A 22,058-nucleotide genomic window follows, 5' to 3' on the forward strand; every position below is an offset into this window, starting at 1 on the left:
TCCATTCAAAAAATAGGGCTATCCCGTCGTTAAAACGGAATAGCCCCCTCATTATTGCGTTTATCTTATTATTTCACCTCGCTACCCGGTTTCACCTCTTTCTCCGGGGTGATAACGGCCAGCTTTCCATCGAAATTCTCGGCGGAGAGAATCATGCCCTCGGAAACAATACCTTTCAGCTTACGGGGAGCTAAGTTAGCGATAAAGCAAACTTGCTTGCCTACCAATTCCTCGGGTTTATAATGCTGGGCGATGCCCGATACGATCGTGCGTTTCTCCAGGCCATCGTCTATACGGAACTGAAGCAGCTTATCCGCTTTCGGAACCTTCACGCATTCCAGCACCGTACCCACACGGATATCCAGTTTCATGAAATCATCGAACTCAATATTCTCACGGATCGGTTTCGCCTTATAATTCGCTTCCTCATTCGCTTTCTTCGTATCCAATAATTTCTGCACTTGGGCCTCGATCACGCTATCCTCTATCTTCTCGAACAACAACTCTGCCTTGCCCAATTGATGACCGGCCTCCAATAGATCCGTAGCACCTAGGCGATTCCATCCCAACGGCTCTACATTCAGCATCTTATTCAGTTTCTCCATGCTAAACGGCAAGAACGGCTCAAAAGCGATCGCCAGATTAGCCGTAATCTGCAAAGCGATGTTCATGATCGTAGCGACACGAGGCATATCCGTCTTTGCCAACTTCCAAGGCTCCATATCAGCGAGATACTTATTTCCGATACGGGCTAGGTTCATCGCCTCTTTCTGAGCGTCACGGAAGTGGTAGGTATCCAACAGACGTTCCACGTTCTCTTTCACATCCGCGAAATCCTTCAAGGTCTGACGATCGTAATCCGTCAACTCGCCAGCCGCCGGCACCTTACCCTCGAAATACTTATCCGTAAGGACTAACGCACGATTCACGAAGTTCCCTAAGATAGCGACCAACTCGTTATTATTACGAGCCTGAAAATCTTTCCATGTGAAATCATTATCCTTTGTCTCTGGCGCATTGGCCGTCAAGACATAGCGCAACACGTCTTGCTTGCCCGGCATATCCACCAGATACTCGTTCAACCAAACCGCCCAGTTGCGGGAAGTAGAGATCTTGTCGCCCTCCAAGTTCAAGAACTCGTTAGCGGGGACATTCTCCGGCAAGTTATAAGAACCTTCCGCTTTCAGCATGGAAGGGAACACGATACAATGGAACACGATATTATCTTTACCGATGAAATGGACCATTTTAGTCTCCGGATCCTTCCACCAAGTCTCCCAGCTATCCGGCAGCAACTCCTTCGTATTAGAGATATAACCGATCGGAGCGTCGAACCATACATACAGCACCTTTCCTTCCGCCCCTTCTACGGGAACAGGGATACCCCAATCCAAATCGCGACTCACCGCACGGGGTTGCAGACCCATATCCAGCCAACTCTTACACTGCCCGTAGACGTTCGGCTTCCATTCCTTATGATCCTCCAAGATCCATTTACGCAAGAATGGCTCCCACTTATCCAAAGGCAGATACCAATGCTTCGTCTCACGCATCACCGGCTTGCTGCCACTGATAGCGGATTTCGGATCTTTCAAATCCGTCGGGCTAAGGGAAGTACCGCAAGCCTCGCACTGGTCGCCATATGCCTTCTCGTTTCCACAATGCGGACAAGTACCCGTGATATAACGGTCGGCCAAGAATTGCTTCGCCTCCTCATCGTAGTATTGCTCGCTTGTTTTCTCGATGAATTCGCCTTTATCATACAATGTACGGAAAAAATCCGAGGCCATCTGATGATGCGTAGCGGAAGTAGTACGTGAATAGATATCAAACGTGATGCCGAACTCCTCGAACGATTTCTTGATAATACCGTGGTAACGATCCACCACATCCTGCGGTGTGATCCCCTCTTTCTTCGCTCTCAACGTAATGGGTACCCCATGCTCGTCCGAACCACCAATCATCAACACTTCCTCTCCCTTCAAACGAAGGTAACGGGCATAAATATCAGCAGGCACATACACCCCGGCCAAGTGTCCGATATGCACCGGTCCGTTCGCATACGGCAACGCCGTAGTAATCAGCGTTCTCTTAAAATGTTTTTCCATACCTTGTGTTCTCTTTTTGAGGGGCAAAGATACGGAATAATTTGGTTTATTGAAAAAGATTGGTTTTTAAAAGCCACTTCCATACAGGTACTACCTCAATACGCAGGTTTCCCTCTTCTAGCACCTCCTCTTGATCCTTGCAGATGATAAGTATCCGTCTCAATGGCATAAAGCGAGACAAGGCGATCAAAGCACCCACTTCTCGCCGTCTTGTCTGCTCATCCTGCAAGGCATAGGAGACTTGCACGGCCAAGCCTTGCGCCGGCACGAAGAAATCCACTTCCACACTTTTGTTATAATAATAAAGCTCCTCGCCATACCGTTTATAAAGAGTGATAGCCACCAAGTTCTCAAGCAATTTTGTCTCAGGACGGAAAAGGAATAAGTTCAACAAGCCATTATCATAGAAATAAGTTTTTTTCGTAGTCTCCCGTTGCGAGACGGTTTCCGTGAAATTGCTGATTCCAAAAGTCAGATAAGCGTCATGCAGATAATCCAAAAAGGCCGCGACCGTCTCGCGAGAGATACGAGATCCATCCCCTTGCAGGATATTTTGCAAACGCTTCACCGCCATAGGCTGTAAAACACAGTCCGCCAGTTTCCGCACCAATAACCGAAGACTCCGCTCATTACGGATGTTATTGCGGACTACGATATCCGAATACAATATCTTTTGGTAAAGCGAGGTCAGCCACGTACGCTTATCCAAATAATCGAAACTCTCCGGCAACCCTCCATTATAGAAATAATCCTCAAAGAGGCGCACCACATCCGCCCTCGTCGGCGATAGCTCCCAATGCTCCTCCAATCGCACTTGATGATACCGAAGATATTCGCTAAAATCAAAAGGATAAACCTCCTTCATCAAATAACGCCCTCCCAAGGTAGAGGCGATCTCGCGGCTTAACATACGAGCGTTGCTTCCCGTGATAAACACACGCCGTTTCTCATCAGCCAGCCGACGGGCGAAATGCTCCCAACCCTCCACGTTCTGTATCTCATCCAAAAAAATAATGGGGTCATAGGCGAAGAGCTCCTTATAGCACTCAAGTAGAAGGTACAACTCATCTTTTCGAATATCAGCGATACGCTCATCCTCAAAGTTAATGAACAAGATCTCTTGCTTGATATGTCCGTCACGAAGCAACTCTTGTATGTATTGATAAAGCAAATAAGTTTTGCCCGCACGACGAATACCAATGAACACATAATTCCCGTTCGCTTCTATCTCCAACTCCCGGGGCAACAGCCGCACCTGACTGATGAAATCCTGTTGCCGTAAGATAATTTGTTTAATAACGTCCTTCTCCATGACAAAGCCCTCCTTTTGGTTCTATAGGGTAAAGATACGAACAAATTCTATACGTGGCATATTTCCCGTAAAATATGCCACTTATAGACGACATATTTCTCACAAAACATGCCACGTATAGATTGCATCTGTATTATAACGATCCTTGGCATAGAGAGCTCTCATGTCTTGTCCTTTACATTAGAGATTAAAACTTCCCATGTCTTACAAACTTTTCCTGCCGCTATATACACCACATACGCTCGCATGCGGTAAGCGGGGAATTGCCGATTGATATCAGCGGCATATCTTCTCACCTGATCGGCATCTTCGGGACGAATGACCTTCAAGGCCTCTACCATGGTAGCGTCTTTCGCCTTGAAATACTTGAACTCCACCACCCGGCAATCGTTGTGGAAGGCGGTGCCCGATATGCCCGTCAATACCAGATCCGCACGGCCGCTTGGCAAGTTCTGCTCCACGGCGAAGGTATAGCAGTTGCTCAAGTAACGACTCAGCACCTCGTAGAAAGAGCAACGAATAAAGTTCTCGTTGATCTTGTCGAATACTTGCGCCGGGAACTGGCCGAGATACTCCTTGAAATAATTTTCCACAAGCGGCTCCAGCTTCCGATGATCCATAAACAGGCGATAAGCGGGAACAAAACAGCGAGCGTCATCGCTAATCTGATTCAACTCGTTGTAATAATTCATGTAGATGCTCTGAGCGGTCAAGTTGGGAAGCACCATCACATAATTATCTTTCAACGTTGTCATGCCCAAGTAATATAGACTGACGGGGTAAAAATCCGGATCGAAGAACTTCTGCTTGTCGAACTTACTCCTCAGATCCGGTTGAGAGTAGATCAACTCGCCATCAATCACCAAGGCATCCAACATCTCCTTCGCATTCTCCAAGGTGATGGTAAGGCGGCGGATCCAATTCACGTCCGTTCGAAGGTTCTCGTCCACCATCTCATCGGGGACACCACCGGACAGCTCGGCGAAGTTCTTGAAAAAATAAGTCAATATAGTGGAATTAAATAACGGACGCGCGTTGGGCAGGAAGCGATAGCCATCATAGTTGTTTACGATAAGCGTCCACAGCTCGTCGAAACGATCCTCATTATTGCCATATTTACGAATAACATAGCGCAGGTATTCGGCAGCCTCCTCATGATTGAAACCCAACATCTCCGTGAAGTCAGGCTTCAAGGTAAGAATTTCGGCGATATTATAGCCGCTCGTCAAGTCATCCATCGTAACAGGCAGCACACCCGTACAAAAGCAAGTACGGATACTTCCCTCGCCGATACCCGCCTTGATAGCCTTGAAGAAGGTACGCAAGAAGCTCTCGCCAGTGGTGACAGACTCGTAAAGCGGGTCCTTATAGGCCGTGAGCAATTGGTTGGTGAAATTATCGTACTCATCAATAAGGATATAAACCTTGGGCAAGCCGCGCATACGGACATAAGCCAACGCCTCCTCCAGCATCTTGGTGGCATTACCTCTCACCGAGAACTTAAAATCACCGAAAAGATCACGGTTATGCTCTACCATGATCTCCACGGGGGAACAATTCAGATCATTAAAATTCTGCTCTAACCCGTCCATCGTGCTATCCATCACCATCTTCGAGAAGTCGTAGCGGATAATCATGTATTGGTTATGCTCCGGCGTAGGATTGGTCCCGATCCAAGTCCCTCCAAAAAGTTCCTCAAAGCGATGAGACTTACTGCGATCGTAGTAATGGGCGAGCATAGAGACCAACAAGCTCTTACCAAAACGCCGCGGACGCAAGAATACCGGAGCCTTATAACGCTCCAAATAAGGGATAAACTGAGTTTTATCCACATAATAAAAGCCACGTTCGCGCATCTCCGCAAAATCAGCCACGGCGTAGGGGATGGTTATCTGAGGTATCATAGGATCTTCCTTTCTTTTTGATGTATACTGACAAACTTAGATAAAAATCTCCAATTCTTACACCTGTTCGCTGAGAAATCTTCTTTTATCAAGAAAAGGTAAGGAATAATTTGCGAATAAAAGTAACTGGATATGTTTTTGGATTTGTCTTTAAAGAGAGAGACTGTATATTTTAATGTACGCACGTACGTTTATATTATATGTAAAGAACGACACCCCCCCTTGTTTATAGCTTGTGAAGTGAATAACTTACGGCTTGTCGAGTGAATAACTAGCGGCTACCCCTAGTGGTAAGCTTACGGCTTGGGAAGCCGTTAGTTATTCACTTCATAAGCCGTAAGCGAAGGACATATCAGCACCTATAAAAGTATGTACTTCAGCCATTTATAGGGATTAATATTTTTTGTATAAGATACAAATATTCACTCTCACTTTTATTTAAATCCAAACCTATACACCAGCGCCAACCGGAAATTAAGCATGAAATGGGTCGCTGAGAAATTATCCGTAGTCTCGCTCACTTGCGTTTCATAATCCCGCATATAGGTGGAAGCGTCAAATATCATCCGTGAACCAAAGCCAAGCCCCGCCTCAAAAGCGAAATTTCCGGAGATAGGTTGCGAATAATTCAACATCACTCCGATACCAAAGAACTGCCCCGTCTGACCATGCCCTAGCGGATCATTATCACGCACGTTGAAGTTACCATATTTCAATTGCAAGCCTACATTGAATCCCCGATAAGTACCATCATCGTTAAACCATAAGCGAGGCTCCAAGGATAATGCCGACACTCCCCATAAATTATTAGGGTTCCCTTTATAGCCAAACCTCGAATACGTACCCCCTAGAATAACAGACCCCCAACCTCCAAACATATACTCCAATTCCAAGTTTGGCATGATCGATCCAGTCTTCAGTTCCGCTCCATTCTTTCCAACACTCAAACCCGGAGAGACCGTAAACCAAGGAAGTAAGTTAGTTCTAACAGTCAAGTTTGTCATCTGGAAAGTAGGATAGACTTTCGGCACCAAACGAGTCGCCTCTTGTCGAGGCTGGTACCCAGTAGACTGCCGTTCCGAGACTTGCGGCTCAAGCGTTACGGACACTGTTGCCTGCCGAGCAATCTCAGGCTCTGTACGAGCCGGTTGAGAGACTACCGGTGCTTTACTCACCTTCTCTTGTACGGGAGGAGTTACGGGAATCATTGCCCCTTCCTCATAGGGAAGATCGGCCTTACCATCAATGACAACATAAGCGAAGACCTCATCATCCACGCAAAGATCCGGATCGTTGAGCACATAAATATAAGGAACCTCCGCATATCTTTTCAGGCTTGACGAAATAGCGGGTATAGACTGATCCGTGGAATAAAAGATCTGTTTATTAGCGAACTCTGGCATAGCGAAATAAAGCAGGTACACATGTACGCTATTCCCCCACTCCCCACTACGGTCCACATAAAAAGAGATCTGTTTATTATCAAGCTCATATTTGTTTTTCAGATATTTCCTTACGGTGTTTCCTCTCCACATAGCAGTATTGACGGCGGTTTTGGATACAGCCCCTGTCTCTGTATAGATATGTGAGACAACCAACACATGAAACTCCCCATCCATCAAAGGATTCATCACCGGCCAGATTTTCCGGTTCAGTCGCTCCATCTCTATGGAATTATTCCCGTAGGTAGCCTGTATATCGGCCTCTCCGGGTATAAAGGAGAACAAGAATGAATCGCCCTTGGATTTCTCATTCTCCGACTGCCCTTGAGCCACAAAGATTGAGAGAAAAGAAAAACAAAATAGAATAATCAACGAATGTCTCATGTCTTGTCCTTTTTACGTTAGAGATTAATAATTTCCCATGTCTTACAAACTTTTCCAGCCGCTATATACACCACATACGCCCGCATACGGTAAGCGGGGAATTGCCGGTTAATATCAGCGGCATATCTTCTTACCTGATCGGCATCCTCCGGACGAGCACTCTCCAAGACATCTACCCGGGTAGCGTCTTTCGCCTTGAAATACTTAAACTCCACCACCCGGCAATCGTTGTGGAAGGCGGTGCCCGGTATGCCCGTCAATACCAGATCCGCACGGCCGCTTGGCAAGTTCTGCTCCACGGCGAAGGTATAGCAGTTGCTCAAGTAACGACTCAGCACTTCGAAGAAAGAGCAACGAATAAAGTTCTCGTTGATCTTGTCGAATACTTGCGCCGGGAACTGGCCAAGGTACTCCTTGAAATAATTTTCCACCAGCGGCTCCAGCTTCCGATGATCCATGAAAGACTCATAAGCAGGCACAAAACGGCGAGCATCGTCACTTATACGGTTCAACTCGTTGTAATAATTCATGTAAATACTATGCGCTGTCAAATTAGGCAACACCATCTTGAATTGGTTTTTCAACGTTGTCATGCCCAAGTAATATAAACTGACGGGATAAAACTCCGGATCGAAGAACTTCTGCTTGTCGAACTTACTCCTCAGATCCGGTTGAGAGTAGATCAACTCGCCATCGATCACCAAGGCATCCAGCATCTCCTTCGCATTCTCCAAGGTGATGGTAAGGCGGCGGATCCAATTCACATCCGTTCGAAGGTTCTCGTCCACCATCTCATCGGGGACACCACCGGACAGCTCGGCGAAGTTCTTGAAAAAATAAGTCAATATAGTGGAATTAAATAACGGACGGGCGTTGGGCAGGAAGCGATAGCCATCATAGTTGTTTACGATAAGCGTCCACAGCTCGTCGAAACGATCCTCATTATTGCCATATTTACGAATAACATAGCGCAGATACTCGGCAGCCTCCTCATGATTAAAACCCAACATCTCCGTGAAGTCAGGCTTCAAGGTAAGAATCTCGGCGATATTATAGCCGCTCGTCAAGTCATCCATTGTAACAGGCAGCACACCCGTACAAAAGCAAGTACGGATACTTCCCTCGCCGATACCTGCCTTGATAGCCTTGAAGAAAGTACGCAAAAAGCTCTCGCCAGTGGTGACAGACTCGTAAAGCGGATCCTTATAGGCCGTAAGTAATTGGTTTGTGAAATTATCGTACTCATCGATAAGGATATATGCCTTGGGCAAATCGTGCGCCCGGGCATAAGCCAATGCCTCCTCTAGCATTTGCGTGGCATTGCCTTTGGTAGAGAACTCGAAGTCGCCAAAGAGATCGCGATTATGCTCCACCATAATCTCCACGGGAGAACAGTTCAATATATTAAAGTTACGCTCCAGCCCATCTATTGTCTCTTCCAGCACCATCTTCGAGAAGTCGTAGCGGATAATCATGTATTGGTTATGCTCCGGCGTAGGATTGGTCCCGACCCACGTTCCCCCAAAAAGTTCCTCAAAGCGATGAGACTTACTCCGATCGTAGTAATGGGCGAGCATAGAGACCAACAAGCTCTTACCAAAACGCCGTGGACGCAGAAACACCGGAGCCTTATAACGCTCCAAATAAGGGATAAACCGAGTTTTATCCACATAATAAAAGCCACGTTCGCGCATCTCCGCAAAATCAGCCACGGCATAGGGAATGGTTATCTGAGGTATCATAAGATCTTCCTTTCTTTTTGATGTACACAGACAAAGATAGTATATTCCTGTGAAACGTGCGAAATAAAAGATACAGACATGTCACGTATGGAATCAAATATATAACATATAGACTATTCGTAAGGATTAACCGTCACAGGAAGATCCACGTTTGTAACGGTTCCATTTACCGTAATAGTCAACGTTAAAGAGCCCTTATCTCCGGAAAGAGTATATTTAATGTTATAGTTTTTAGCCTCCTCAATATTCTGGCCTTCCCCTATCAATGTCTTAATCTTTTTTGTATTTGTGAACGACTTTGTAGGGTCGTCCTTCAGAGTTCCTTTTATCACAATGTTAACATTCGAAGCTCCTTTTTTCACATATAGCTTCTTAGAAGAATCCAATGTATTCGTAGCCGATATCAACGAGTATTTCTCATTTGTGTCCGTAGGTTCTACCGTACCCGAGTAGGCGAACAAATCTGTAATAGTAGCTGATTTTTTGAGATCTGTAAATGTTGTATTATCAATTGAGATAATAGAATTTGTCAAGCTTGCTGTAACATTAACATTCTCAGTTGTCTTATTGGCCTCAACCACCACATCATTTTCCGTCCCTTCAAAAGTAGGCTTGTCAAAGTCCAACTCACCCGTCATCGTGCCATAAGCAGCCGTGATCGAATAAGTTCCTACTTCAACTGTTTTAACGGCTCCATTCGCATAATCCGCGAATGTACCTAAAGGGATGGAGGAGGAACCTCCTGCTTTCGTTCCCGTAATTACAAATTTCTTTTTCTCCTCATCTGACAAAGTAACTTCATCAGAAGCTCCCGCTTTCGTAGTAACACTAACAGAGGCATCAGCTTCAAGAGCGATGCCAAGTTCACCTGTTTTCGCTTTAGCAGTTGGATTTATACCGCTTTCTTCCATTATATTGCTACAGGAGGTTAAGCCTCCGAATGCTAAGGCGACTATGCCTAGTAATAAACTCTTTCTCATATTGCTTTATTTATTATTTTATCTATAAATAACATTCACATAATAAACTTTTGAATGAGTAGAACCCGACCCATAGCTATTATTACACTTTATATAATTATTAGAAGATGTCACGGTTGATTCAATAGAACTCTCTTTGGTTTGATTACCCCAAAATCCAACTTTAGTTTCGAACAAGGTATTCGTTCCTAAATATAATGTAAAAGTAGTTCCTACTGTAGCCCCTGATACTTGATATTTCGTCTCAACCTTTACATCAATATTTTCAGGAACATGAAAACCGTTTGAGACTATTGCATGAGGTTGTGATATACTTGCATTACCCAATCTTACATGATCGCTATTCCACACAACAGTTCCTTCTTCTTTACGCCACTCTCCATTTGTCGGTGGCGCCGCTTTACATGGTAACCCAGTAATGTGGCAATCTACAGGTACTGACTTATCTGTTACACCATCAAAAATAACCGTAGCCGTCAAAGCATGCTTTTGCCAAGCGAGGCCAGATAATGTTCCAACAGAACCGTATGGCAATTCACCCGAATTACCTCCTCCATCCGTTGTATAAGTAACCTTCAGCAAGTTTGAGTAGTTTGTGTTATCCAATATATTCGAAGAGATATTCACTGATGAAGATATATCGAAAATACTCGATCCATCCCTTTCATTTGCGGCAGTAGCACCGGAGGATTTATAAACAGAGTAACTAGTACTACCGGAAACCGTTGCCGTAAACGTAGGTAAGGGGATGGTTGCCATAGAGACGGATGGGAGATCTACTATATCTCCGGACTTCAGGGAGATAGAAGCAGATAGCGTACTGCCTTGCGGTACATATGGCCAGCCGTCAGAGACATTCATGGTTGCGTTAGTGGGGGTATTTGAATACGTCCGGATCGTTTCTCCATTGTATAAGACCTTTATATCCCATGATGCGACCGCTTCTACCGGAGCGCCATTAGCCGCAAGACTCAATATAACCTCTGTCCCAGTCAAAGAGCCATTATCGTATATATGAGTAGCCGTTGCCATCAATTGAATGTTTGAGAATACAGACAAATCCGGATTACATTGAATGGTATATTGCGTGCGGGAGGCTGTCTCAGAAATCATCGTCCATTCTGTCGAAGTTTCCTTTCCAACCAGATTCGTACCATTGAATAGGCCCGTTACCGACTGTCCGGCTTTTACATATAAATGGTTATTTGAATTCTCTTTTGAAGCCAACCGCATAGATTCTTCTCCGACTTTTACCGTCAATTCCCATGCGGAATAATGCTTTTGCAGACTCTCATCCACGACAGGAACCAATAAAGCGTTCGCTAAGGAGGCTTCGATAGAAGCTTTTACCTGTTGATTTGGAAGGACTGTGACATCCGTGGAACCGAAGAAATAAGGAGTTGCTTGAATCAAGGTATTCTCGCCAGAATAAGCCGAAACCGTATAATCACCCGTAGCCAGAACTAATGAGCTACTACTTATTTCGCTATACAGCTTCGGGAAACCGTCAACGCTAGTTCCCCCTTTTTGGATATCTATCGTAAAATCGGAAGCATCCGGTATATCTTCGCTAGGTATAGATGCCGTTGACGCTTTCGTCTGCGAAGAAGACGAAAGCTCTGTAGTTACAGAGGCTAGTTCCAAACGTAAGTAACCTTGTCCTTCAGCAATGGGATTACGCAGATCTTCCGTCACACAAGCATTCAGCCCGAGCAATAGCCCCAGCAACCCAACGTAATATCTCCATTTTCTCCCAAACATCCTGTTCGCTATAACTAATACATATTCAACGTTTCGCAATCCAAACTTTTCGTAGCCATCGAGTAGACGACCTCGTAAATCGTACCCGCTTGAAGATTTGAGGCGGTTTCCTTCGTATCCAGCGATTCTCCATCCGCATTTATAGCATTCAAGGAAAACGTCAAGGTACTACCTATTGCAGATATGGGAAAATACCCAATCTCGGCAGGTTTAAGCGTGATTGTACGATCACCGATAGTTGCATCCAGCGTATAATCATTAAAGCTACTAGGCAGATCATCCTTCAAACATATACCGAAGTTTATCATCGGCACGGATACAGCCGGGTAAGTCACCTTCTCCGCCTCTATCACAAATGCCTGTTCCTTATAATAAACGGCCTCACCTAAATTTCCCTCCGCAAAGACAGTTTCCATCGAGGCATAATTAGGTGTATATGCTTTCAATAGATAAGAACCTGCAGGTAGCTCTATTTTACTTGGAATTTCTCCCGGCTCATACTTGCAATTATCATAAAGGGCACCCCCTTTCCATATCTCTATCATGAACCGAGCATCAACCTCGGCTTTCGTATGGACAGCATTGACATCACTCGCCGCCACGGTCACGTTCTCCAAGGAAAGGAAACCGGGGGATTGGGATGGAAGCAAGTCCTCTTGCTGGCAAGAAGAGAAAAAAAACAATATTAGTAATATAGATAATAAGTATTTCATATTATTTATCATAAACCAATTTGACATCATCTACATAAAGTTCATTGCCACGCCACATCGCATCTGCTTGTTTATCAAAAAGTCCAGATCCAAACTGTTTAAAATCACTCTTAGAAAGACTTTCTTTTACTCCTGACTTAAAAGTCAAGATCAGTTTATTAGGCACTAAAGGAGTCTTATCAACTGTTTGATCATAAATAATAGGCAAATTACACTCTTGATAGGAAGTTACAGCCTCCATCTCTAGTTCATTTTCACCTAATACCATATCATCATGACATATTTGAACTTTCACATATGATTTATCATTCCCAACATTGGATATACACTTATACCAGAAAAGCACACTAGAAGGATGTGAATCATAGTTTATTCCATAAGTCTTACTTCCGGAATCATCAGCACTAGTTCCTAAATATAATTCACTATGAGTAAATTTTGAAGGCTTAGCATCTGTCCCACCATAACCATATGCCAATGTTATAATCCGGACTGCATTTTCGCCAACAGAAGTTTGGGGTATCTCCGTTGTAGGACGTACTCCAGAACGCGAGTTATAAGAATAAGCCGTTGCTGGGCAAGAACCTGCTGATATTCTATTAGTCGTACCCCAACCTTTCCATTCATATAAAGCACCATATTCTGCACCAAAGAAACCAGGGCTATCAGTTCCTCTTGTAATTGTAGCACCTTCCAATTCTCCATTGTCCAATGGTGTCTCTGGGTAAGTCTCAATATTTTCTACCTCTCCAAGCACCTCTCCCCTATATACCCCACGGATATAATAAGTAGTACCTGATTTCAAGCCAGTCTTTCTTAGATCAGTCCCTAACGTCTCCCAATCAGTTTGAGTTGATTTATATTGATAAGTCATTGACTCCTTCAACTTATCAAAATTGCCGGTCTCAACTTGATCCTCCATCAAGGCATTCATCGTAAACTCTTTTGTCCAAATATTACCAGGATAAGCACTTACCCGGAATATAGGCTTTTGCGTACGTATCTCATAAGTACCTTGATCACTCCAGCGGTTATTAGCTTTAACGCGCATTTTAATCGTGTTCACAGTTTCCGCACCCGCATTTGTTTGCAAGTTGGCTGTCATAGATGTAAAGTCCATACTTCCTTCCGCACTTCCATCTAATACTGGAATAATTATGGACGCTTTGGTAAATGCGGCTTTATCCTCATCTGAAAGAGTTGTCAATGTATAAGTCTTATCGTTAAAAGAAAGATACTGCTCATCTTGAAAATTAAAAGAGAATTCTACATCTTGAATCTTACTCGATGCGTTAAAAGTAATTTTAGCAGGAATAGCATCCGCTGTCTCTACATAAGACAAAGAGGTTTCTCCATTTGCAAAACCCGCAATTTTAGGCTTAGGCAACCACTCCATCGGAATCGTAGCGTTAATAGTCTCCTTCTTCACCTCGGCGGCAGCTACCGTAAGGATTACACCAGAGGTAGTTTTCTCGACAGACAAATTAATAACGCAATGCGCACCAGCCACGAATGTCTCTGCTTTACTGAACTCACTATGCGTCAGCTCCTTGGTGACATCTTGGCCATTTCCTTTCAACTTACCTTTAAAGAAAAACTTCACATCTGAACCTGCCCGATAGTAAGCGCTTCGTAAAGTATCTTGTAAAGACACAGAACTATTGCCTACCTTTACTTCCACGCTATAGCTAGAGAATAGATCCTCGAATTTGTCCTTATTATTCCCAAAACGGATAGATGCCAGCGCATTCTCAACTTGACAAGGAATCGTTACCGAAACCGTTTTGTCTGCCGTCAAGGTAGCCTCCTCCGTTCCCTCGTAGTAAGGAGCATCTAAAGCAAGCACTGGATTCTCCTCATACGATGTGTTCGGGCTACAAGTAGCCTTTACCGTATAAGTTCCAACAGACGCAGGAATTGTCTGATCCGTGAAAGCACCCTTATAAAGTTCCTTTCCGGTTGTCTTATTGGTTATTAGTAGATTGAACTTCTCTGCGACCGGCTTATCCAAATCAGCGGGTGTCGCCTTCGTCTCCACCTCGGCAGTAGCCTCGGTCAAAGATATACTAAAAGCACCTTTCACCGGGTCCGACAAGTTTTCTTGCTGACAGGCGGTCAAAGCGATTGATGCCAGCAGCATCGTATATATCTTTTTTATCTTCATATCCTTAATCATAGATCAATTCACACTCATCCAACCATAGTTTACTACCTACACCTCCCGTGAAGTAGTCACCATATTTGCTAGACGAGGCCACTATCACGATATATTTGGGTGTACGGTTCGTATAACGATAATTCAAAACAATATCCTCTTGCGTGTACGATGTTACGGATTCTCCCTTGGTCAACTCGCCATAGGCAATCACATGCGAATCGTTGGGATCGAACAATTGACGCTCGGATGGACGAGTTCGTATCTCCAATGGAGCATCCCAATCTGTCAACGCAATATAAATCTGACAAGAATCCGGGCGCCCCTTCAAACTCGCCATCGTATCATCACCAACTTTATCGATCGTCGCACAATTATATTTATAATGAATCCGCAACTTACTCGGGAAGGAAGTAAAAGGACGGCCAAAATCCAAGACCCCATTTGTTCCATCTGTCTTCTTATACGTACCCGTAAAAATATTACCCGCGGCGAATTTTATCACGATATATTTAGATTCCAATGAAGCTGCCATACCGGAGCCATTGCTCGTTTCCGTAACCGGAGTCGAGTTACTATCGCCAACCGTTGTCGCTCCTTGGTTTCCCGTATCCCAAAAAGAGTTTTCACCACTACCCCAAGGCTGCCACAGCTTTGCGTTTTTCTCACTTTGCGACCAGTTATCGAAGCTTCCGTTGGTCAAGGCAATCTCTTCCGCTGTCGTAAAAGAATTCTCCTCACCGACTGTTCCATCAACCGATATGCGGTATTGATACGTAGTTTGCGCCTTCAAGCCGGTCACCGTAGCGGTAAAAGAAGTTCCGGATACCTTTACAGCCGAAGCCGCCAACGTATTCCAAGCGGCGTCACCTTGTTTTTTATACTCAATGACCGGGGTCTTTCCACTCTGTATCTTTCCACTTAACGAAGCCTTGGTCACCATAGCGAAAGCCTCCGAGGAAGCTGACGATTCCCCTGATTTATGATACACATAAACCGTCCATTTCTGCATCACGTCTTCCCATGCGTTTCCAACAAAGAATTGTCGGGAACCACTTGAATAATCTTTCTCGGTAGAAGCGGTTGGATCCGGCTCTACCGTACCATATTCACCACCAAGATTCATCTTATTCACTTGTAAATCCCTTAAAGATTGTTCCGGAGATACATAAATAATCACGTTCCGGTTGTACGCATCGATGACTGCGTTTCCCACTTGATTGGTCACATCAATTTCCCGATTGATGATTTGTTTTACAGTCACCTTCCATTTATAATCTTGATACGTACTTATCGTAAAAGAAACCGGTGACGTGAAATCTACTCGTGTATTAGCGGTAGAAGAGATGCTATCCAACGAGGCAAAGCCTGTCGTAGGGAAATTCTTAATATCCACACAAGCCGTAGAATCACCCACTAACACCGCTCCATCCGTTATTTTCAAGCGCTTAATCTTTAAGTTAGAGATATCCACGGAATCATTCACAAATAAAGTTACCGTACGATCCGTATTATTGATCGTAGCCTCGGCACTTTGTCCGTCCTCTCCAGCCCGTTGCCCCTCTACCTCCATGGAAAGGATCGCTCCATCCACTACAGGATAAGGAATATCATCCTCTATAACACAACTGGCCAACGTGAAGAATAAGCTTATATAACAACCTAATTTTATCATCATCTCCTAATATTTACAGATAAAACGTCATACCTATATTTATAGAGAATAGATTTATCTTAAAATTACCCGAAGAAACCCGTTGCCGTCCTTCCTCCACTTGGTTTGTCTCTTGATCAATCCACTTAAAGTCAAAACCCATCACGCCAACCGAAACCTCTACAGCAGACCAATCCGTAATAAAGGCAGTCATTCCCGGTGCGAAACCAATCTGCATATTCTGCACGGTTTGATAAGAGCCATCATATTCCGTACCCGATCCGGTAGAGTTTTTACCTGTTCCATATCCATAAGTCAACCGAGCCTCATTAAACAACCCAAAAATCTTACTTTTTCCGATCGGCATATATGTCCGTATAAAACAAGAAGCCTCATACTTATGCTCCAGATAATAAAGATCCTTCAAGCTGATTTTAAAATCTTCTCCCAAATTCAAATCGAAATTACCCAGATCCAAATAATTCCGTTTGTAAGAGAAGCGGGCACCCATAGAAATATTATCCCGGAAAAAATAACCGAAATAAGGGCTGACACTAAAATCATACCCCTTCCCTTCGATATCTTTCAATACGAGAAAATTTAAGTTACTCTCATTATGCTCAGAATAAGAGACCGTACCTCCGGCCATCCAAGTCCCTTTCGGGATAAAGACAGTCTTCTGGATCTCCCGGTCAATTCTCTGAATTCTACGGGAAGATTGAGCTATCACAGAGCCAATACCCATGACCACCAGCAAGGTTACTATTAATAGTTTATGTTTCATCAATTCAAATCCCTATTTTGTTTTAGGTTCATCTCCATATATCAACTCAAAATCATCCAAGTATAAAACGCTCGAAGTACTTCCCGTAAAATAATCCCCATATTTACTTGCGGAACAGACTATAATTATATGAGTCGGCTTAACGTCCAACTTATGATATTTTAAATCAATACTAAATTCCTTCCAAGATCCATTCGTTGCCACACAATCGGCCATAGGTAACTCCCCATGAGCCACTATGGCATCATCATTTTCAAAATTAATAAACGTACTAGGATTCGTATTATCTATTTGATAAGATTTAGTTGCTAATACTATATATATAGAGCAGAGATCCTGAGTCTGACCTTTTATCACATTCGCAGATGAGGGCAGATTCGATCCTACAACATCAATTGCCTTTGTTGAATACCGGAACCAACCATGGAATGCGGTAGGCCTAGAAGTGAATGGTCTACCAAATTCTAATGTAGCCCCAGAAAAATCAGATTTTGTAGCTCCATACTTGCCTGTATATAAACTTGCCGCAGCCAAAACTCCCATTGCTGTTTGAGTTTTCAATTCTGCAGACTGTCCACCTTGAGTATGTACAATAGATGCATTACCCATTGTTGGATTTATATTCACAAGTCCACCAACACCCGTTGTTGTTCCCGGATTACTAGAATCCCAAAATGAACCATTTGCATCAAAATATTCTTTAGATGCAGCATACCATGTCTTGCCTGACTTATACCAGCTATCTAGGTTTCCATTGGGTAAAGCCGTAACAGTTTCAGTTGTAAATGTTTTCACATCACTCGCATAATTGTCTCCTGCTTTATCGTAAGATAAACGATAAAAATAAGAAGTGGCAGGAGTTAATCCTTTCAATGTCGCTTTAAATAAATCACCTTCTTTGGTAGCACTACATTCCGACCACTCTGCGGCACGCTCTGTTTTATATTCAAACTTCATACAAGTTGGATCTAATTCCACACCTTCTTTGATTGAAGATATTTTACCTTCCAAAAGAGCAAAGTTACTCCACGCATTCGCCGAAGCCACTTCTAATTGCGTTGATGAGGTAACTGGTACCGTAATCTCATATGTATATTTTTTTTCAGAATCATCCACATCTACAGTTATATCCCCGACAGAGCCCGAATCAGAGACTCTATAATTCAATACATAATGATCCCTAGCCTTCACCTTTGTAATATCTTGGCTCAGTGTATGAGTTTGGTTCGCTTTATTTATAACTGTGATCGTCGCCTTTAAATCTCCTTCAGGAAAATAAATGGACTTATTTTGCGCACCCATCATAAGATTCTGACCTGATATTCCCGGAACCTTAGATTCTATTAAAACAACCGCACTTTTAAAAGAGTTTGTAAAGGAATCTTCAAAATTCACCGTGACCTTAACATTCGCCAATGTGCAAGTGATAGAGGCTGTGACTTCCTTTCCTGCCACAACTGTTACTTGAGTAGAGCCCTTATAATAAGGTATATCTACTCCTGAGGCATTCCCATCAAACCCATTCGATGAAGCTGTAATCATATAAGTGCCGGACTTTAACTTCAACTGTTTACCTTCCCATTCCGCATAATCTTCTGTACTTTCCACGACTATACCAGCCTCATTTTTAATTTCCACACAAAGTTGCTTTGGTTTGTAATTATCTGGAACTAAACCTTTTGTAACTACGCCAAAAACCGGTGAAACATTTACATTAAGATATCCAACCTTATCACTTGTATAATCTTCTTGTTGGCAAGCAACTAGGACCAACAGTGAAAGCAATATTGAAACAAAATATATTCTTCTCATAAGGTTTATCATTTACTAATCGTCACACGTAACTCCGCAGACGCAGTTTGTCCTTTTTTATCCGTAATTGTTATTTTAAAAACATGACTTTCTTTACCATCTGGAGCATTTCCGATTCCAGTCGTAGCATCAGTATCTATCGTTGGACCATAGATATTCATCATAGTATAAAATCCAGCAATAGGAAAAGTATATTCTGTATCACCTTCTGCAGGCATAGCCATTCCGAGGCTTTCAGAAAGGTCTGCATCACCGATCAATTCACGTCCTTCTCCCGTAAAGTTCAAATCCTTGACTGAAGAGGAAAAACCAGGATTTCCACCCTCTATTATAACTTTCATACTAGCAATCCCTTCCGAAGCCGAAATAACCACATCAGTTGTTGCTGGCCAATCCTGTTTCGTCATTGAATATTTTACACCGTTCTCAAATGCATCACATGACAACGAAGGCGCTTTATCTTCAGGCGTAGGGTCTGGATCCGGATCCGGTTTCGTCTCCTCTTTATCCTCTACGGGAATATCTACAGCCTCATTATGATTCTCAAAGATAACACTGATCGTAACAGAGATACTCTTAACCGTACCCGTAGTAGGGTCTTCCTCATTTCCCGGTTTCAGATCGATGATAAGCGCTTCTCCACCCGTGAAATTGGGGTTATCAACATCATCATATTTTTCCTTGGCATCCTCTTTTTTGAATACATAAGGAGCCATCGTGACCGTATTCCCCTCTATGGTTTTTGCCCGAATATTCAGTGTTACGGTTTCCGCTCCTCCCTCACCAAAATACCAATAAATAGGAGCAGGACTCGCGGAGGCATTTGCGCTTGTTTCCTGAACTGACAACGCAGTCTCGGAGCCATCATCCAACATGATCGTCCATTCTGTAAACTTCGCCAAAAACTCCGAACTATAATTCAATTGAATCCTACTATTCTGCATCTTGCAAGTCACCTTCGCGCTACTCGTAATATCCTTCTTAATTTCCATATCGGAACTTCCCTTATAATAAGGAGCTTCCAATTTCTTTTCCAGTACGCCTTTTGTATGAGAAACTACGGAATAAGTACCTACCGGCAATAAAATAGATTCCGGTAAATCCGCCACCGCATCATAATTTCTTTCAACCTCTTCCCCATCTACACTTTTCCCGACAATAGAAACCGGGAAATCGTCCGTACTAACAGATGCAGCCTTCGTCACCGCCGGAGATTTAGCTTGTACACTCAACTCCAAAAGTCCCATATCCACACCCTCTTTGCCACTCTTTATTTCTTCCCTCATCTCGCAAGAGATAAAACCGACCAAAGCGAACAGACTTAAAGCAATATAATTTAATAATCTCATGATTTTTTTCTTCTCTTTTTTTTATTAGACCTTAATGACTAAACCCATTCAGAAGGGATCACGATATCTACAGGTATATCATTTGTTCCTTCATCAATCTTGATAGAGACTCCCAATTGTCCGGTTTTATCGTTATAGCTAGGGGCTACCTGCAATGTCCACGCTTTATTCGGTGCCAAATCATAAGTCCGGACAACAGTAGCCGCTTTTGTTTGATATTGAGATTTCGGTGTTAAATAGATTGTAGCCGTTACAGTTTCTCCGCCATTGTTGAGTTTCAAATACCAAGGTTCCGTATCCGCTTTAGACCACTTAGCCGTAGAACTACTCCCCAAGGCTGAAGTCGAATAAGTAACATAATAATCACTAAAATAAGTATCCATTTCCGTAAATTCCACTTTCACCTTTCCATAGGTTGGTGTACAAGTAAGAGAAATAGATTTATCTGTTTCACCATTTAAATTAAAAGAATTGGAACCTTCTACATAGAATCCTGTCCGAGAAGCGGCATCTGTATTCGTCCCATAAAAAGCCTTCACGGTATAAGCACCGTTATCCAATTCAACGGAAGCAGGTATTTCCGCATATTTGAATGTTTTGACGGGATCGCTCTCCCCTACTTTCAAAAATTGCACCGTATAATTATCCAGATTTTTATAATCGCCCTCATTCACCGCTTTTGTCTCCGTATTAAAACTTGCGGTAGCAGACAAGTCCAAAGCGATCGTCCCTTTTCCTTTTGAAAAAGAAGTTAAATCCTCTACTTGACAAGATGTCATCAACATGCACCCCGAAAGGAGATAAGCCATCCCATACAGTAGCACCCTCAAATTTCCCATACAATAATTGTTTACTTATTAATCTGTTTACCTTAAAAAGAGATTATTCCCAAATTTGGATACAAAATAACGACAATTCAAAAAATCCCACAAGGTCTATTTTAAGGAAAGAGTGTTCCATTTATCATAATTTAAACACATAATTCAACCTGTGACCATTTTTTACAACAATACGACAAATCATTGACTACATGTACTTTCATAATAAATACGGAGGTAGTACCAAAGAATATCGCTATATTTGTATCGCCTAAATTTCATTATCTATGCAGAATGAATTACCTAAAATAGACATTCCGGTCGACTGTGTCGCAGGAACAGACATTACGAAAGAATTATTAAACCTTTACACCGATTCACCTTGCCGGCTAAAGGCTGGGATATTCGTATTATTACTGGATGGAGATATAGAGGCATCGATCAATTTGGTTCGATATAAGATCCAGCCCATGAGTTTCATCACAATCTTGCCACAAAGCATTCTACAAATACATAAAGCGAATGGGAACTTGAGAATTTACTTCATCGGGTTCTCCTCCCATTTTCTTGAAAACAATAATATGTATAAAATCGTATCCGACTATTATTATAAGATCCGGGAAATTCCGGTTATCCGACTGGAGGATAATGATGTATCTATTTATCACCACTATTATCAGCTCTTGCTAAAAGCCCAAGAAAATGAATATTTGCCGGCAAATGATGATATCATCAAATCCATATTGCAGCTCCTTCTCCTGTGCCTAAAGGAGACTTATAAGAAAATAACGCCTAATGATAACACTTTGATTAAAAGTAAAAAGATCACGAAAGAATTTTCAGAGTTAGTCATGCACAATTATATGAAAGAACGTAACGTTTCTTTCTATGCCGACAAACTGAGTATCACCGCCGCTCATCTTAGTACGACAATCAAAGAAACGACCGGTAGAACCTGTACGGAAATTATATCGGCAATGGTTATCATGGATGCCAAGAACCAATTAAGATCCACCGATATTCCTATTTACCAAATAGCCGATTCGTTGAATTTCAGCAATGTATCCTTCTTTGGCAAGTATTTTAAACGATATGTTGGCATGGGGCCGCAAGAATACCGCAATTCCTAAACAACCCTAA

General features: G+C 43.0%; 15 protein-coding genes. 1 reads left to right on the top strand and 14 read right to left on the bottom strand.

What is annotated here, in order from left to right:
• Positions 1–68 precede the first annotated feature (68 nt).
• The 14 genes from metG to ACYIA1_RS15045 form a co-directional block, all read right to left on the bottom strand.
• The gene (gene metG / locus ACYIA1_RS14980) at positions 69–2,108 is read right to left on the bottom strand and encodes a methionine--tRNA ligase (RefSeq protein WP_005864084.1); all 2,040 of its coding nucleotides are present in this window, start codon (positions 2,106–2,108) and stop codon (positions 69–71) included.
• Positions 2,109–2,154: 46 nt separating this feature from the next.
• A complete protein-coding gene (locus ACYIA1_RS14985; protein WP_196009371.1) occupies positions 2,155–3,420 on the bottom strand; it encodes an ATP-binding protein in 1,266 nt (421 codons plus the stop codon).
• A gap of 161 nt (positions 3,421–3,581) precedes the next feature.
• Positions 3,582–5,324, bottom strand: coding sequence for an ATP-binding protein (locus ACYIA1_RS14990; protein ID WP_196009370.1), 1,743 nt, complete (start codon positions 5,322–5,324; stop codon positions 3,582–3,584).
• 434 nt (positions 5,325–5,758) lie between these two features.
• Positions 5,759–7,150, bottom strand: coding sequence for a DUF3575 domain-containing protein (locus ACYIA1_RS14995; protein ID WP_480335698.1), 1,392 nt, complete (start codon positions 7,148–7,150; stop codon positions 5,759–5,761).
• A 17-nt stretch (positions 7,151–7,167) separates the two neighbouring features.
• Positions 7,168–8,892, bottom strand: a complete 1,725-nt coding sequence (locus ACYIA1_RS15000; RefSeq protein WP_480335700.1) for an ATP-binding protein — start codon at positions 8,890–8,892, stop codon at positions 7,168–7,170.
• A gap of 113 nt (positions 8,893–9,005) precedes the next feature.
• Complete coding sequence (locus ACYIA1_RS15005) at positions 9,006–9,872, bottom strand: DUF4493 domain-containing protein (RefSeq protein ID WP_480335702.1); 867 nt, start codon at positions 9,870–9,872, stop codon at positions 9,006–9,008.
• An 18-nt stretch (positions 9,873–9,890) separates the two neighbouring features.
• The gene (locus tag ACYIA1_RS15010; protein WP_480335704.1) at positions 9,891–11,633 is read right to left on the bottom strand and encodes a DUF4493 domain-containing protein; all 1,743 of its coding nucleotides are present in this window, start codon (positions 11,631–11,633) and stop codon (positions 9,891–9,893) included.
• Positions 11,634–11,647: 14 nt separating this feature from the next.
• A complete protein-coding gene (locus tag ACYIA1_RS15015) occupies positions 11,648–12,346 on the bottom strand; it encodes a DUF4493 domain-containing protein (RefSeq protein WP_480335705.1) in 699 nt (232 codons plus the stop codon).
• Position 12,347: 1 nt separating this feature from the next.
• Positions 12,348–14,510: a DUF4493 domain-containing protein gene (locus ACYIA1_RS15020; protein ID WP_480335707.1), complete on the bottom strand. Its 2,163-nt coding sequence runs from the start codon at positions 14,508–14,510 to the stop codon at positions 12,348–12,350.
• Positions 14,511–14,514: 4 nt separating this feature from the next.
• On the bottom strand, positions 14,515–16,179 hold the full coding sequence (locus tag ACYIA1_RS15025; protein WP_480335709.1) for a PCMD domain-containing protein: 1,665 nt from the start codon (positions 16,177–16,179) through the stop codon (positions 14,515–14,517).
• 10 nt (positions 16,180–16,189) lie between these two features.
• Positions 16,190–16,939 (bottom strand): hypothetical protein, encoded by a 750-nt coding sequence (locus ACYIA1_RS15030; RefSeq protein WP_196008971.1) that lies wholly within the window; start codon positions 16,937–16,939, stop codon positions 16,190–16,192.
• 12 nt (positions 16,940–16,951) lie between these two features.
• A complete protein-coding gene (locus tag ACYIA1_RS15035) occupies positions 16,952–18,751 on the bottom strand; it encodes a DUF4493 domain-containing protein (RefSeq protein WP_480335711.1) in 1,800 nt (599 codons plus the stop codon).
• An 8-nt stretch (positions 18,752–18,759) separates the two neighbouring features.
• Positions 18,760–20,100 (bottom strand): DUF4493 domain-containing protein, encoded by a 1,341-nt coding sequence (locus tag ACYIA1_RS15040; RefSeq protein ID WP_480335713.1) that lies wholly within the window; start codon positions 20,098–20,100, stop codon positions 18,760–18,762.
• A 38-nt stretch (positions 20,101–20,138) separates the two neighbouring features.
• Entirely contained in the window at positions 20,139–20,939 is an 801-nt protein-coding gene (locus tag ACYIA1_RS15045) for a DUF4493 domain-containing protein (protein ID WP_196008968.1), read from the bottom strand.
• A 266-nt stretch (positions 20,940–21,205) separates the two neighbouring features.
• Here ACYIA1_RS15045 and ACYIA1_RS15050 point away from each other — a divergent pair, with 266 nt between their 5' ends.
• A complete protein-coding gene (locus ACYIA1_RS15050) occupies positions 21,206–22,048 on the top strand; it encodes a helix-turn-helix domain-containing protein (protein WP_057319906.1) in 843 nt (280 codons plus the stop codon).
• Positions 22,049–22,058 lie beyond the last annotated feature (10 nt).

Source organism: Parabacteroides sp. KHUB-02, from assembly GCF_056640955.1.

What these genes read in the sequence shown, in the direction of transcription:
- ACYIA1_RS15015 (WP_480335705.1), bottom strand. Translation starts at nt 12,346, where the DNA reads ATGAAATACTTATTATCTATATTACTAATATTGTTTTTTTTCTCTTCT.
- ACYIA1_RS15050 (WP_057319906.1), top strand. Translation starts at nt 21,206, where the DNA reads ATGCAGAATGAATTACCTAAAATAGACATTCCGGTCGACTGTGTCGCA.
- ACYIA1_RS15005 (WP_480335702.1), bottom strand. Translation starts at nt 9,872, where the DNA reads ATGAGAAAGAGTTTATTACTAGGCATAGTCGCCTTAGCATTCGGAGGC.
- ACYIA1_RS15030 (WP_196008971.1), bottom strand. Translation starts at nt 16,939, where the DNA reads ATGAAACATAAACTATTAATAGTAACCTTGCTGGTGGTCATGGGTATT.
- ACYIA1_RS15035 (WP_480335711.1), bottom strand. Translation starts at nt 18,751, where the DNA reads ATGAGAAGAATATATTTTGTTTCAATATTGCTTTCACTGTTGGTCCTA.
- ACYIA1_RS14995 (WP_480335698.1), bottom strand. Translation starts at nt 7,150, where the DNA reads ATGAGACATTCGTTGATTATTCTATTTTGTTTTTCTTTTCTCTCAATC.
- ACYIA1_RS15040 (WP_480335713.1), bottom strand. Translation starts at nt 20,100, where the DNA reads ATGAGATTATTAAATTATATTGCTTTAAGTCTGTTCGCTTTGGTCGGT.
- ACYIA1_RS15010 (WP_480335704.1), bottom strand. Translation starts at nt 11,633, where the DNA reads ATGTTTGGGAGAAAATGGAGATATTACGTTGGGTTGCTGGGGCTATTG.
- metG (WP_005864084.1), bottom strand. Translation starts at nt 2,108, where the DNA reads ATGGAAAAACATTTTAAGAGAACGCTGATTACTACGGCGTTGCCGTAT.
- ACYIA1_RS15045 (WP_196008968.1), bottom strand. Translation starts at nt 20,939, where the DNA reads ATGGGAAATTTGAGGGTGCTACTGTATGGGATGGCTTATCTCCTTTCG.
- ACYIA1_RS14990 (WP_196009370.1), bottom strand. Translation starts at nt 5,324, where the DNA reads ATGATACCTCAGATAACCATCCCCTACGCCGTGGCTGATTTTGCGGAG.
- ACYIA1_RS15020 (WP_480335707.1), bottom strand. Translation starts at nt 14,510, where the DNA reads ATGAAGATAAAAAAGATATATACGATGCTGCTGGCATCAATCGCTTTG.
- ACYIA1_RS15025 (WP_480335709.1), bottom strand. Translation starts at nt 16,179, where the DNA reads ATGATGATAAAATTAGGTTGTTATATAAGCTTATTCTTCACGTTGGCC.
- ACYIA1_RS15000 (WP_480335700.1), bottom strand. Translation starts at nt 8,892, where the DNA reads ATGATACCTCAGATAACCATTCCCTATGCCGTGGCTGATTTTGCGGAG.
- ACYIA1_RS14985 (WP_196009371.1), bottom strand. Translation starts at nt 3,420, where the DNA reads ATGGAGAAGGACGTTATTAAACAAATTATCTTACGGCAACAGGATTTC.